Source organism: Mucilaginibacter sp., from assembly GCF_965277465.1.
Classification (GTDB): Bacteria; Bacteroidota; Bacteroidia; order Sphingobacteriales; family Sphingobacteriaceae; genus Mucilaginibacter.
In genome coordinates this window covers 547,958-562,199 of record NZ_CBDICW010000001.1, presented here as the reverse complement: position 1 = coordinate 562,199, position 14,242 = coordinate 547,958, and the positions used below count along the sequence as shown (strand labels likewise).

At 42.3% G+C, this 14,242-nt stretch carries 10 protein-coding genes; 4 read left to right on the top strand and 6 right to left on the bottom strand.

Translation table 11 applies throughout. The features are described 5' to 3' along the window. Window position 1: 1 nt before the first annotated feature. From ACQY4U_RS02475 to ACQY4U_RS02455, 5 genes are all read right to left on the bottom strand, one after another. Window positions 2-3,355, bottom strand: coding sequence for a DUF4175 family protein (locus ACQY4U_RS02475; RefSeq protein ID WP_428327791.1), 3,354 nt, complete (start codon window positions 3,353-3,355; stop codon window positions 2-4). A 221-nt stretch (window positions 3,356-3,576) separates the two neighbouring features. Next, complete coding sequence (locus ACQY4U_RS02470) at window positions 3,577-4,731, bottom strand: redoxin domain-containing protein (RefSeq protein WP_428327790.1); 1,155 nt, start codon at window positions 4,729-4,731, stop codon at window positions 3,577-3,579. A 77-nt stretch (window positions 4,732-4,808) separates the two neighbouring features. Next, window positions 4,809-5,951: a redoxin domain-containing protein gene (locus ACQY4U_RS02465; RefSeq protein WP_428327789.1), complete on the bottom strand. Its 1,143-nt coding sequence runs from the start codon at window positions 5,949-5,951 to the stop codon at window positions 4,809-4,811. Between the two features lie 56 nt (window positions 5,952-6,007). Further along, the gene (locus ACQY4U_RS02460) at window positions 6,008-7,189 is read right to left on the bottom strand and encodes a formimidoylglutamase (protein ID WP_428327788.1); all 1,182 of its coding nucleotides are present in this window, start codon (window positions 7,187-7,189) and stop codon (window positions 6,008-6,010) included. A 195-nt stretch (window positions 7,190-7,384) separates the two neighbouring features. After that, window positions 7,385-7,795 (bottom strand): ester cyclase, encoded by a 411-nt coding sequence (locus ACQY4U_RS02455; RefSeq protein WP_428327787.1) that lies wholly within the window; start codon window positions 7,793-7,795, stop codon window positions 7,385-7,387. A 153-nt stretch (window positions 7,796-7,948) separates the two neighbouring features. On the opposite strand from ACQY4U_RS02455, the gene ACQY4U_RS02450 reads away from it, so the two are divergent. The 4 genes from ACQY4U_RS02450 to ACQY4U_RS02435 all read left to right on the top strand — a co-directional run bounded on the left by ACQY4U_RS02450 (window position 7,949) and on the right by ACQY4U_RS02435 (window position 12,861). Continuing rightward, on the top strand, window positions 7,949-8,731 hold the full coding sequence (locus ACQY4U_RS02450) for a class I SAM-dependent methyltransferase (RefSeq protein ID WP_428327786.1): 783 nt from the start codon (window positions 7,949-7,951) through the stop codon (window positions 8,729-8,731). 281 nt (window positions 8,732-9,012) lie between these two features. Further along, window positions 9,013-9,804, top strand: coding sequence for a DUF3050 domain-containing protein (locus ACQY4U_RS02445; protein WP_428327785.1), 792 nt, complete (start codon window positions 9,013-9,015; stop codon window positions 9,802-9,804). A 127-nt stretch (window positions 9,805-9,931) separates the two neighbouring features. Next, the gene (locus ACQY4U_RS02440; protein WP_428327784.1) at window positions 9,932-12,169 is read left to right on the top strand and encodes a transglycosylase domain-containing protein; all 2,238 of its coding nucleotides are present in this window, start codon (window positions 9,932-9,934) and stop codon (window positions 12,167-12,169) included. A 62-nt stretch (window positions 12,170-12,231) separates the two neighbouring features. Then, entirely contained in the window at window positions 12,232-12,861 is a 630-nt protein-coding gene (locus ACQY4U_RS02435; protein WP_428327783.1) for an NAD(P)H-dependent oxidoreductase, read from the top strand. A gap of 204 nt (window positions 12,862-13,065) precedes the next feature. On the opposite strand, the gene ACQY4U_RS02430 is transcribed toward ACQY4U_RS02435, so the two are convergent. Next, the gene (locus ACQY4U_RS02430; RefSeq protein WP_428327782.1) at window positions 13,066-14,076 is read right to left on the bottom strand and encodes a LacI family DNA-binding transcriptional regulator; all 1,011 of its coding nucleotides are present in this window, start codon (window positions 14,074-14,076) and stop codon (window positions 13,066-13,068) included. Between the last annotated feature and the right edge of the window lie 166 nt (window positions 14,077-14,242).

Here is a 14,242-nt window from a genome sequence, read left to right as displayed (position 1 = left end):
GTCATTTAGCGTTGAGTAGATCAAAGTAAGATTTAATTTTTAATTTATAGTATAAATTTAGCGCAGGCGGAACGGTCCTTACCTGTTCTGTTTGTTTTTCGCTGGCCTGCTTATAGCTTTGCAAAGCCTTGATGTATCCCGGCGGCGTATCTTTTCCTGCATGGCTTTCGCGCTGCTGTTCTTGTTCACGCTCCTGTTCGGCCTTTTCTGCCTCCAGCAAACGACTTTGAATCTGTTGCTGCCGCTTAATGGCATCCTCCGTTATCCTCCTGTTTACGAGATCGTGTTCAGTTTGTTCCATTTCTTTCGAAATTTTATCCAAATTACCTAAACCACCCGTACCGTCTTTGTTTTCCTCGCGATTAATTTGCTGCAACGCCTCCCTTATCTGCTGTTGCTGACGCGCTAATTTAGCTAATTGTTCGCTCATTTTTTCATTATTCCCATTATTTCCGCCTTGATTTTTTCCCTGGCTTCCCTGGTTGCCCTGCTGCTGCATTTGTTCCCTTGCTTTTTGCATATTCTGGTTCAATTGCTGCTGCATTTTAGCCAGTTGAGAAACTGATTGCTGCTTGCCTTTTCCCTTGCCGCTTTTGCCTTTGCTCTTCATATTCTGCAGCTGGTCGAGCGCCTCATTAAGCATCAGGGCAAGGTTGTTCATGGAGGTCATAGCGTATTGCTGGTTGCTCGTAGCCTCTCCGGTACGCCTTTCGCCAAGGTTTTCAAGGGCCTGGTCAATATGCTCATTAATACCGGTAACCTCCTTATTAACAGTCGATTGTATTTGAGGTATCCTTTTACTTAATGCATATAAACTATCCTCGGCAGTTTTAAGGTTATCTTTTATATTCTTTTGGTTTTGGGCAAGCGTAGTATAATTAGGATCGGTTGGATTGGTACTCTTTAAGGTTTGCATAACCTTTTCCTGCTCAAAAGAACTGTTAACCAGGTTCTTCAATAAGGCCCTTAATTGCTGCTCGTCAACACTGTTTTCAGCCTCTTCACCATCCTGTTCCTTTTGCTGCATTTTATCAGCCAGTTGCTTCATTTCTTTTGCGGCCTGCTGCTGTGGTTTTGATGCTTTTTCGGGACTGTTCTTTTTCAGTTCATCGGCGCTTTTTTCCATCTGCTGCTCAATGCTTTGCTCTTCCTTTTTAGGGTCTTGAAAATCCTGCTTGTGTTCTGCCTGCTCATTTGTTTTTTGCAGGTCGTCTAATGATTTTTTGGTGTCCTGAAAATCCTGGTTAAGCTTTTGCTGTTCTTTTTGCAGGCTTTGCGCATCTGCGCCGGCTTGTTTTGCCTGGTCGGCCAGTTTTTGCTGCTGTTCCGATAGCTTGTTCAACTGGTCAACATTCTGATTCAGCTTTTGCTCAAACTCTAATTTTTTATAAAGCTCCAGCATGCGGTCAAGTTCCTTTTTTAGGGATTTATTATCCGTCTGCATTTTTGAAAGCTGATCCCGGGCCCCTTCTTTTTGTTCCTGCTCCAGCATATTCTGCAATTTTTCGAGCATTTGCTGGGTTTTAGGGTCAAGCATGCTGCTAAGGAGTTGTTCCATTTGCTGCTGCTTTTCGCTCAGGTTTTTATCCTGTTGCTGGTTTTCCTGCCGGTTGTACAGGTTCTTTTTATTATCGGCCTGCACCTCTTTCACTAAATCGTCCAGCTCGCGGCGTTTTTGCAGCAGGTCGGCAATTTGTTTTTTATCATCAAAAGAGAGCGAGTTTTTATTCAGTAAAAGCTGGTTAAGCTTTTGCGAATCCTTTTCTATCTGCCCGGCAAGCTTAATGGCCGATTGCATTTTTTGTTTTACAGCCTGTGTGCCTGCATTTAGCTGGTCGTTTATTTCTTTTGCGTCAGGTATGTTCAGCGTATGCTCAGGCGAGCGAACTTTTTTAGGGCCATTAACGGCGTCATTATCAGCCACCTCAAAATAATAGGTAACATGGTCGCCAGCCTTTATGCCCACATCTTTTAAGTTCCAAAAATAAAAGAAATCAGCCTGCGGCTGGTCAAGCCCTGTCTTAACAGGCATTGTATACGTTTTAACGTTTACCTTATCACCGGGGGCGCCAACCTGGTAATGAAAGGTAAGGGACGAAAAACCATGATCGTCCTGGATGCGGCCATTAAAATAAAGGGCCTTCATGCTTACCGAATCCGGCTTTTCCTGTACAGTTATGGAAGGCGCCTCGTCCGCAATAATATTTACCCTGTAACTGGCCGAATCGCTATGGTTTACGCTGGTATTAAGCGGCGTTATTTTATAAACGCTGTTTTTAATTATCCTTTCGCGGTGTTCAAAAACATCTGGTGTGGTAGCTGTAACATTAGTTGTTTTGCCATTGATGTTAAAAAGCAGTGTTGTAGCATGCTGTGTATGCAATGCCCAGGTAACCACCGTTCCGGCAGGAATAGTGAGATCGCCCGCATTTGGCAGTGATTCATTTTTTTTATGTAGATAAGCCGGATAATTTAACTGCACATCAAAATGTAAAAGTGAAGGGCGCAGGTTTACCTTTATCTGGTATGGTGCCGATATAAAGCCATTGCCCGATAGCTTAAACGTAGTATTTTGCTGCAAATTGCTAAAGAGATAGTGAAAATGGCTGATATTCTCTTTATCAAGCTTAAAGGTATTGTTGGCAGTTTCTACATAAACATCAGCTGGCAGTTTATCGCCGATAAGTTTAAGGTCGAGCTTAAAGTCATCGCCCTGAACTACAGATAGCGCCTTGTTTTGCACTACAAAAGTAAACGGGGCAACCGGTACAAAGTATTCATTATGCCTGATTAGCCTTTTGGTGCTTTCTGTTAATACAGAAGGTGCAGCAAGCGCGATAATACAAATGAGCCCTGCTGGGATCAGTACCCACTTTAAGTACTTTGTATTTTCGCGGATATTTATGGCCGATGGAAAGCTGACAGGTTTTAAGGCTTCAATTTTTTGGTTGATGCTGGCCTCAATTAATGCACGGTGCTGTACATCTTCGGCCGCTTGTTTTTTAAGCTGAAGGGTGTTGAGCAGTTTATCATTAACATCATTAAAGTGTTTGCCGATGATCTCGGCGGCTTCATCGTGGGTTAGGGAGTTGCCTAACTTTAACCATGCTAATAATGATGGAATGATGAGCCAAAAAATAAGGCCGGCATTTAACAGGATGAACAGGTAAAATAATATGGTGCGGAAAAGGGTATTGAAATTGCCAAAGTATTCGCAAAGTGTAATAACTACATAGGCCGAGAACAGGCCGGCGCCTAAAAAGATAAGCCCGCGTAAAAAATTATTGAAATAGTATTTGCGTATAAAGATGTTGATCTTATCAATTAAGAGCTCATAATTATCGGCAGTGTTCATATTTCAGCACAAAACTTTAATGGCTATTTAACACAAATAACCAAAAGTATCATACATCCGGAAATTAAAAAAAATAAAGCACAATTAAAAGGTATCAGGAATGGCTGTTAAAGAAACTGTTGATTCGGCAAAATAAAAAAAGTCCGGAAGGCAAAGCATTATGCGCTTTCTTCCGGACTTTAGTTTTATCCAATGGGGCATTTGCCCTGTATGGTTATTTCTTATTTGCTTTCAGCTTTTCCTGCTTTTGCAGCCTTAGGAAAAAGCTCGGCTAATTTATCTTCCAAATCATCACCTCTTAGGTTTTTACCGATGATCTTACCATTAGGATCAAGCAAAAAGTTTTGCGGGATGGCACGCACTGCGTACAACCCAGCTGTTTTGCTGTTCCAGAATTGCAGGTCAGATAATTGGGTCCAGGCAAGGCCATCAGTATGGATAGCTTTTAACCATTTATCTTTTGCATTAGGCCTGTCTAACGATACGCCTACGATAGTGAATTTTTGATCCTTATAACGATTGTATGCTTTTACCACATTCGGGTTTTCGTGACGGCAAGGGCCGCACCATGATGCCCAAAAATCAATCAGCACGTATTTACCGCGGAAAGATGACAGGTTAACAATTTTACCTGCGGTATCAGCCTCGGCAAATTCTGGTGCAACGGCACCTAAAGCAACCGCTTTTAATTTTGGCAGTCTTTCAGCAAACTTTTTACCGTTATCAGTTTCTTTAATAGCTGGCGAAAGGTTGTTGAACAATGGTGCAATATCAACGTAATCAGCACTGTAAGCATAGCTTTCCAGTACATTCAGGCTGATAAATGAATCAGGATTTTCCTGGATGAATTTTTTATTTATGGCAGCCTCCTGCAGGTCAATGGCTTTTTCTTCTTTATGGCCTTGTTTTAAAAAAGCTTCAGATTTTTGCTCTTCAGGGCTTGCTTTGCTTTGTTTAGCCTCTAATGCTGCATAAGCATCAGCGGTTGGTTTCAAAGCAGCTTCGTAACGGGTATTGTCTTCGTTGGTTTTTGTTCCGGCAACCTTAGCACTTTTAAGGGTGTCGCTGCTGGTTACGGTTACTGTACCTTTTTCAAGGTAGATCATTTTATAATCCCTGGTGTTAGGGCCGGTACCTTTTTGATTAAATATCAGGTACGCATTTTTTGGCACGGCGCCGGTAGTTCCCTCAAACTGGAATTTTCCATTAATAAGCGTAGCCGAATCAACAACGGTTTTTCCTGCTGCGAAAGATTCAAGGTACATTTTTGCCGGCGCGTTGAAAGCGCCAACCGATCCCTGAACCGAATATTTGCCATCCTGGGCAAATGCAAGTGCCGGTAACGAAGCCAGCGCTGCTATAATTAGTTTCTTCATTCTATTCCCTTTTTAACGCAAAATAAAACTTTAATGTCTATTAAAGAAATTTAGTGCGAATTAAGCATCCGGAGGTGTTATTTTTTATCTAAAAGTTCTTTCAGCTTATTTTCAAGGTCATCGCCGCGCAGGTCCTTCGCAATGATCTTCCCGTTAGGGTCAATCAAAAAATTAGCAGGAATTGATGATACATAATATAAGGCTGCCGCCTGGTTGTTCCAATATTTAAGGTCTGATACCTGTGTCCAGTTCAAGCCATCAGCTTTTATAGCCGAAAGCCAGGCCGCTTTCCCGTCTTCTTTATCAAGCGATACGCCCAGCACGGTAAAGTTTTTGTCTTTATAAGCATTGTAGGCTTTTACCACGTTGGGGTTTTCCTCGCGGCAGGGACGGCACCACGATGCCCAAAAGTCAATCAAAACATATTTACCCCTAAAGGATGATAGCTTTACCGGAAGGCCATTTACATCGTTCTGGGTAAAATCAGGGGCCATTACACCGGCGGCTGTAAGTTTTAACTTATCGAGCGCGGTTTTAAACACCTTAGCGGTTTCGGTGCTCTTTACATTGTCTGATAGTGAATTGTAAAGCGGCTCCAGGTCGGCAGGGTCGGGCGATGGCCCATCAACCGAATATAGTGCCAGCAAGCTCAAATAACTGTTTGGATTGGCTAATATAAATTGCTTTAAAATAGTTTTTTGGGTAAGCTGTAATTCCTTTTGCCTTACTACTATGGATGCTTTAAACTCGGCAGACAGTTGCTGCGCCGGTGTAGCGCCATTTTTGTCATCGGATAATTTTTTAGCTTTATCCTTTATCGGTTTTAAAGCGGCGATCAGCTTTTTATTGTCGTCATTTATCGGCGAGCCGGTGATCTGTGCTTTTGAAATAGAATCAGGGCTGCTCATGGCAAAATCTCCTTTATCTATATAAAAATTTAATACATCGGCCTTTTCGTCTAATTTTTCAAAGCCTACACCGGTATGGTCAATAACCATAATTGCGTTGGTGGGTGTTAATATCTGCCCGGTAAAATTAAAGCTTCCGGCGCTGATCTGTGCCGAGTCAATTACCTTATTGGCGCCATACTGATAAATGAGGTATGCTTTTGCAGGGGCATTTAATGTGCCAACCTTGCTCTGTATGCTAAATGTTGCGGGATCCTGGGCAAAGGCCAAAGCTGGCAGCATTGCTATGAAATAAAAAAATATTCTCTTCACTATTTTATTGAATGATAAGCTGTGATAACGTTAAAACTGCCAATGAATTATGCAGATCAGTTTAATTTTTGATAAGTGCGCCACCAAAGATCGGGCATTTCGCCGGAAACAGCCGTCTTATAATCGTCGTAGCGACAAGGAACTAAGTGAAAGCGCTCGTTTTTTGAGCCGCCTGTAGGGTAAGGTACCTGCATCCACCAGCGGTCTGATTTTTTGCTTTTCACAAACACCAGTTCGTGGTCATCATGTTTCAGGCTTGTTTTGTAAATAAGGTATTGCGATTTTGGATTGAGCGGAAAATCTTTTTTGCGGTTGTAAACACCATCAATAAAATACCAGATCATTTGGGCCAGCAGCATGGCCGTTTGCCCGTTATTATCATAAGCAGGGTTAAACTCATAAAAGCCTATGGAGCTCAACTTATCATTAAAGCCGGCATAACGTGCTATCTGGCAGGCCTCCTCGCCATAAAAACCGTTGGGGCCTGCATTGGCATTAGCCATTGCATCTGACGAGCGGATGGCACCCATGTCAAAACTGATCATACTTGCATTGCGGATGACAGGCTCGGTAATGGCCACATTGCCGCTTAGCTCGCCAAGGCGGTGTACATCAAAGTACAGTTTATCCATTACGCGCAGACTATCCTGACTGGCATAATAGGTTTGGTAACCCAAATTGCTGTAATTAAACAAAAAGTTAGGATCGTGCAGGAATATTTTATTGAGATAGGATTCTGAAGTGGCTTCAATGCTTTCAGGACTGATGTCGTCATCCAGGTCAAAGCGCGGGTCAATAATTACCAGATCTACCTTTTGCTCCAGGTTTTCATAAGCCATATACTGGGCGTAGGTAAGGTCCTGCCCACCGCCTATAATTACCGGGATAATATCGTTCTTAATCAGCTCCTCGGCAACCGTTTTCAGGGCAATATAGGTATCTGTTACGGTTGCGCCCTGGCGGATATTACCAAGATCAACAATTTTGGTATTATAATTACCCTCGTTAAGCCGGTATAGCTTTTCGCGCACATAATCGGGGCCAAGGGCACAGCCGGAATTGTTGATGGCGTTGCGGTCTTCCTGCACTCCGATGATGGCAATATCCGTTTTGTCTTCCATCGAAGGAAAATCAACCGAAAAATGCTCGATCTTACTCCCTAACTGACTGGTATAATACCCTGTTGAGGGGACAATGTTTTTAAGATCAATAGGACTAAAAAAATCGGATAATGACATTTTGTTGGTGCTCAAATATGCTGCTTTGCAAATGTGCAGATTTTTTGGCTTACCCGGAATTTTTTTGATAGCAGATGGCTCGGGAGGTATTGAGCAATTAAGGTGTAAGTTTTTATGATGCGGTAAATAACAGGTCAGAAATACCTGGAAACTTTTATATCCCCCGGGTTCCCTGACCTATTGTGCGCTATAAAATTAAAATTTAAGCCCTAACTCCTTTAAAATACCTAACTCATCCGAGCTTCCCCAGCGTTCAACCATTTTACCATCTTTAAACTTGCTGATCTGCATGCCACGGGCATTAATAGTTTGCCCGGTTGCTGCTATGCCCATAAACTCACCTTTGTGAGTGCCGGTTACGCGGTAGGCAAAAGATACGTTGTCCTCGTCGGCCACCAGGTGCTCAACTTCAATTTTCATATCAGGAAAAGCTGATTTCATCATTTTGAAAAAGTTGATATAACCTTCTGGCCCTTCAGCCTGGCCCGGAGCCGGATCATGATCAATATTAGTAGGAGAAACCAGAGTATACAACTTATCCCAATCACTGTTATTAACAGCCGCCCCAAATTGCTTTTGCAGTTCTATGTTTTCTAATTTGCTCATGTTTGCTTTTATTACTTAATGTAAATAAGTTTACTTAAAGTAAAATGTTTTAATTAAGTATAATAATTAGCAAGCAATAAATCCTTTGTGGTTATGAATTTTATCATTGTCATGTTTTTTAAAATTTCCTAACTTGCTTAAAATCTTAACAATATGGGTTCAGCTGCTATACAGGGGCCGCTTTGGGGCAAGCAATCAAAGGATTGGGCAACAATACAGGAACAAACAGGCAATGCCGGTTATGTGCATGCCCTGATATTTTTAAACCTTAATCCGGCCGATAAACTATTAGATGTTGGCTGCGGCTCGGGGCTGTTCAGTAGCCTGGCAAGTGCTACCGGGGCCTATGTAACCGGGATTGATGCCAGCGAAGCACTGATAACCGAAGCCCGGCAGCGCAATACCACCGCCAACTTTACTACCGGCGAGATGGAAGAACTTCCTTTTGCTGATGATACCTTTGATGTGGTTTGCGGCTTTAACTCTTTTCAATATGCAGCCAATACACCAAATGCGCTTGCCCAGGCACACCGCGTATTAAAACCTGGTGGTAAACTGGTAGTAATGATATGGGGAAACAAGGATGACTGCGAAGCGGCAACTTATTTAAAGGCCGTTGGCAGCCTGCTACCGCCACCACCGCCCGGCGCTCCCGGCCCGTTTGCCTTATCAGAAAACCAGCTGTTGGAAACTATTTTAACCCAGGCCGACTTCAAAATAATTGATAACCGCGATCTGGATACCACGTGGGATTACCCGGATACCAATACCGCACTGCGTGGCCTGCTGGCCGTAGGCCCGGCTGCAAAAGCAATTGAAATGAACGGATTTGAAAAGGTACATGATACTGTTTTACAAGCCGTGCAGCCATATATACAAAGCACCGGGCATGTGGTGTATAAAAATAAATTCAGGGTGGTGATCAGTGAGAAGTAGTGCATAATTACATGCCTGCTAAAAACGCGTTATTTCAATCGATAGCTAAGCAATCCCCTATTTTACAGAGCGGCTTTTCAAATTGTAAATCATTCTATTCGATCTGCAAAGCTGGTGATTGCTTCTTCATACCTCATCGCAATGAAGTTAAGTTTCCTGTAGCTGCTCCCGCAAGTCACCACTTTCTCATAATCGGCTAAGCATCACCTTTTTTGCGCATTTCAAATTTGCAAATCAGCACAATATCCTACCTTTGCTCCCGGAAAAAGTGTTGATAACAGATGAACGAGCAGATAAAAAAGCTACAGCAGGCTATTGAGCCATTACAGCAGCAGATAATTAACCACAAGGTTTACAATGTAATAAGTAACATTGATGACTTGGGCGTATTTATGAACTACCACATTTATGCCGTGTGGGATTTTATGTCGTTACTAAAATCATTACAGCAAAACTTAACCTGTACCGATGTGCCCTGGTTCCCGGTTGGCACAGCAAATACCCGTTACCTGATCAACGAAATTGTAACCGGCGAAGAATCTGATGTGGATAGCGAAGGCATTCGCAAAAGCCATTTTGAAATGTACCTGGCTGCCATGCAGCAATGCGGTGCCGAGCCGGTTGATTTTTTGAATTTTATAGCTGCGCTGAAAAACACAGGCGATCTAACAGCGGCTTTCAATACCACTAATGTGCCTGATGCTGCCCGCGGGTTTGTTGAGCATACTTTTGATGTGATTAACAGCGGAAAGTCTTATTTACAGGCAGCAGTATTTACCTTCGGCCGCGAAGACCTGATCCCTTATATGTTCCTTTCCATTGTAAACGATCTGAACAGCAAATTCCCGGGCCAGGTATCTCAATTTAAATATTACCTCGACCGCCATATAGAAGTAGACGGCGGGCATCACAGCCACCTTGCCCTTGAAATGACTACCGAGCTTTGCGGTAATGATCCTCAGAAATGGGAAGAGATCACCGCGGCCTCAGTTACAGCCCTTCAAAAAAGGATTGATCTTTGGGATGGTATTTATAATGAAATTGCCAGTTCAAAGGTGTTGGCAGAGGGATAAACTGGTTAATGGCTTTCGGGCCCTGCATTACCATATTGTTCATTACTATCTGATTTAGGAAACATTTTACGTTGCCCCGCGTTTGTATCGCATAAGAATTAGTTTAGTTTTGGATAAATATTTTTAGATGCATAGCCCCAGCCTTAAACATAAATATATCCGTATTGCGGGTATTGTGCTCGTTTCCCTTATTGTTATTCTGTTAATCGGGGGTTATATTGCCTATAGCAAACGCGGGGCTTTATTACAGCACGCTATTGAAAAAGCAAAGAACAAGGCAAAAAGCAAGTATAATTTAGACCTTGAAATTGGCTCGGCCAGTTTTACCGGCTTAAGTACCGTATCCTTTACTAATATTACTGTAGTACCACAGCAGCGGGATAGCCTGCTCAGCATTAAAAAGTTTGATGTAAGTGTGAAGCTGCTGCCGCTGATATTAGGCGAAGTTAAGCTGGCCAATGTAAACCTGCAGGAAGGGCACCTGAACCTGACGGATATTAACCACGTTAAAAACTTCGATTTTTTATTTAAAAGGAAAAAGGACACCACCGAACATCAAAAGGTTGACCTGTCTGAACTTTCAAATAACCTGATCAAAGAGGTTTTATATAAAATCCCGGATGATCTGACACTGAATAACTTTCTTATCTCCTTTAAAAACGATAGCAGCAGCTTTAAGGTGCTGGCACAATCGGCATTGATAAAAGATGGAAAATTAAGTTCAACCTTTAATCTTAATGATGGTGCTGCTATATGGCATTTTGATGGCCGCATGCATCCGTCAGACAAAGACATTGACATAAAGCTTTATGCCGATGGCAAAAAAGTAGAGCTGCCCTTTATTGAAAAACGCTACCACCTGAAAGTTAATTTTGATACGCTGAGCACCCGCTTAAGCAAAGTTGAACACAGCGACGGCGAAACCAGGATATTTGGCTACTGGGGCGTAAGCAACCTGCTGATTAACCAGCCGGGCCTTGCCAGTACCGATATTGTGGTGCCCAATGCAGGTATTGATGCAAATGTTTTTGTAGGGCAAAACTATGTATCAATTGATAGCTCATCGCTTATCCACCTTAAAAAGATAACGGCACATCCTTATATAAAATATACATTGAACCCGGTCAAGATTTACGAAATGAAAGTAAATACCGGCTGGCTTAATGCACAGGATCTGTTTGATTCTTTTCCTTCGGGGATCTTTGATTCGTTGGATGGCATCCAGGTTGCCGGAAAGCTTAACTATAGCCTCAACTTTTTTTTAAACACGGCCAGCCCGGATGATGTTCAGTTTGATTCGCGCCTGGGGAAGGATGGTTTTAGCATTCGTAAGTATGGTAAAACAGATCTTTCCAAGCTAAACAATGTATTTGTTTATACGCCTTATGAAAAAGGCAAGCCAATGGGCCCGCATATCATCGGCCCCGAAAATTCTTATTATACACCGCTTGATCAGATCTCACCAAACCTGCGCAATGCAGTTATGACGGCCGAGGATCCTTCGTTTTATACCAATCATGGTTTTGTGGAGGAAAGCATCCGCAAATCATTAGCTACCGACTTTAAGGATAAAAAATTTAAACGCGGCGGTAGTACTATATCAATGCAGCTGGTTAAAAACTCCTTTTTGAGCCGCGAAAAAACGCTGGCCCGCAAAATTGAGGAGATATTGATTGTATGGATGATTGAGAACAACCATATCATGACTAAAAACCGAATGCTTGAAGTGTATTTCAACATTATTGAATGGGGCAGGGGAATTTATGGTATTGGCGAAGCTTCCCGCTATTATTTTGGCAAAACACCGGCCGAGCTTACCATTGGCGAAAGTATTTACCTGGCCAGTATTGTTCCGCACCCAAAAACAGGCTTATACTCATTTATGCCCGATGGTACATTAAGGCCGGGCTTGATTGGCTATTTTAATTCGCTGGGTAATTTAATGGCGGGGCATGGCCGTGCGCAGCGCGATAGTAATTATTATGGCTTTTATTCGGTAAGGCTTAAAGAGGGTTTGCGCCGCGAGATAGCGCCGGTTAATACCGCAGTTGCCGATAGTTTAATGAAACAGAATGACGATGATGATGCCGTGCCGGTAGGCGTGGTGCCCGAAAAAAAGCCAACTTTTTTTCAGCGGTTATTTGGTAAAAAGGATACCACCGCTAAAAAGCAGGAAGTAAAAACAATAAGCGCCAAGGATAAACTTAAGGCCGATATTGAACGCCTGCGCGATGAGGAAAAAAGGAAAGAGCTTTTAGTTGATACAGCAGGAAAGACCAAGAAAGAGATCCGCCAGGAAAAACGGAAAATGCGGAGCGATGAAAAGGACCAGGAAAAGGTGTTAAAGGACGCGGTAAAAGAATAGATTTACCCACAAATGACCGAAAAGCTTGTTTAAACACTTAATCTTGTAAAAACTTTAAAAACATGTCATTAATAGATAAATTAAAATGGCGTTACGCCACAAAAAAATTCGATCACACTAAGAAATTAAGTGCCGAACAATTAGATAGCCTTTTAACTGCGGTACAATTAGCACCATCATCTTATGGTCTTCAGTCGTACAAAGTATTGGTAGTTGAAAACCCGGAGATCAGGGAAAAACTGCGTGAAGCTGCTTATGGCCAGCCGCAGTTAACAGAAGCATCGCATGTTATTATATTTGCTTCTGAAACTACAATTGACGAGGCTTTGGTAGCTAAGTATGTTGACAATATTGTTGAAACCCGTGGCATTGACCGCGAGCATATTGCAGGTTTTGAGCAAACAATGGTTGGTACTGTTGACCGTTTAAGCGAAGATCAGAAGATCACATGGTCGCACAAACAGGCTTACATTGCATTAGGTGTATTGCTTACTGCTGCAGCTGATTTAGGCATTGATGCCTGCCCGATGGAAGGTTTCCAGAATGGTAAGTTTGATGAGATCCTTGGGCTGAAAGAAAAAGGCTTAACCGCTTCGGTAATTGCTCCAATTGGTTTCCGCTCTGCTGATGATGACTACAGCAAATTAGCTAAGGTTCGTAAACCTAAAGCGGAATTATTCATCCATATTTAATAGATAACTATTTGATATTATAAAAGGAAAGGCGCCAATTCGGCGCCTTTCCTTTTATAATAATTTTCCTTGCAGTCGCCCGGCTCCTGCCGAGTGGCTAATATTCCTTCAGTCCTGGCCGAAAACAGGGAATAGCTTCGGCCAGAGGCCGCCATATAATCGTCACTCGGCTGGAGCCGAGCGACTGCTTTTAATCTTTTCAGATCACCCGCCGGATGACTTCCTTATAAACAGCTTTGATTTTAATACGTGTTCCTTTTTGCTCACCGGCATCCCTTTACGTTCCAGCTCGTCAAACAGCAGGGTGGCTGCTTTTATACCCATTTCATAGGCTGGCTGTGTAATGGTTGATAGCGGCGGGCATAATAAGGGTGCTATACCCAGGCTGGAAAAGCTGATGACCTTTAGCTTACCCGGAATATCTATTTGCAGATCATTGCAAACATAATAAGTTGCAAAGGCCAAACGCTCAACCGAGCTGAAGATACCATCGGGTTTGGTTTCTTCCAAAACCTTTTTCAGTATGGCGTAATTTTCCTTTTCATCGTTACTGCAATCAATAACCAGGTCATCATTAAAAGGAACATTGTGTTTTTGCAGTGCATCAACATAACCCTGCATACGCACCTTACCAATTGAGATGCTTTTGTTAACCACCAGGTAGGCTATCCTGGTACAGCCGGTATCAATCAAATGCTCGGTTGCGGCAAAACTGCTCTCATAGTCATTAGTAGTTACTTTGGCTGCTTCAATATCTTCGTATACACGGTCAAAAAACACTACAGGGATATTTTTTTGTTCGAGCTTACGCAGATAATTGTGATCATTGGCCTCGCCTGAAACCGACATGATAATACCATCAACCTTACCATTGTTAAGGTAGTTTACAAACGATACTTCTTTTTCAAAAACATCATCGGTACGGTAAAGTAAAATATAAAAACCCTTTTTACGGGCAATTTCTTCAATACCGTTTATGGCCTGCGAGAAAAACTCATTGGTTATTTCGGGAATTATAACAGCTAACGTTCTGCTTTTTTTATCGCGAAGGTTACTGGCATAATGGTTTGGTAAAAAATTATGTTCGCGGGCAAATGCCAGGATCTTCTCTTTTGTGTCCTTATTAATATCAGGACTGCCGTTAAATGCCCTCGAAATGGTAGACGTTGAGATATTTAATTCCTTAGCAAGTATCTTGATATTAATATTGTCCATTTCTATGCAAACATTTTTTTGTACCCATCAAATGTAATAAAAGTCAATTATTGTGCTGGGGTATGTACTATTATTGCGTAAATATAATTCTGAAAGCATTAAAACCTCAAAACTAAGCAGTTATATTTTTAATTTTTAACCTGTGGCATGGGCTTTGTATTGTATT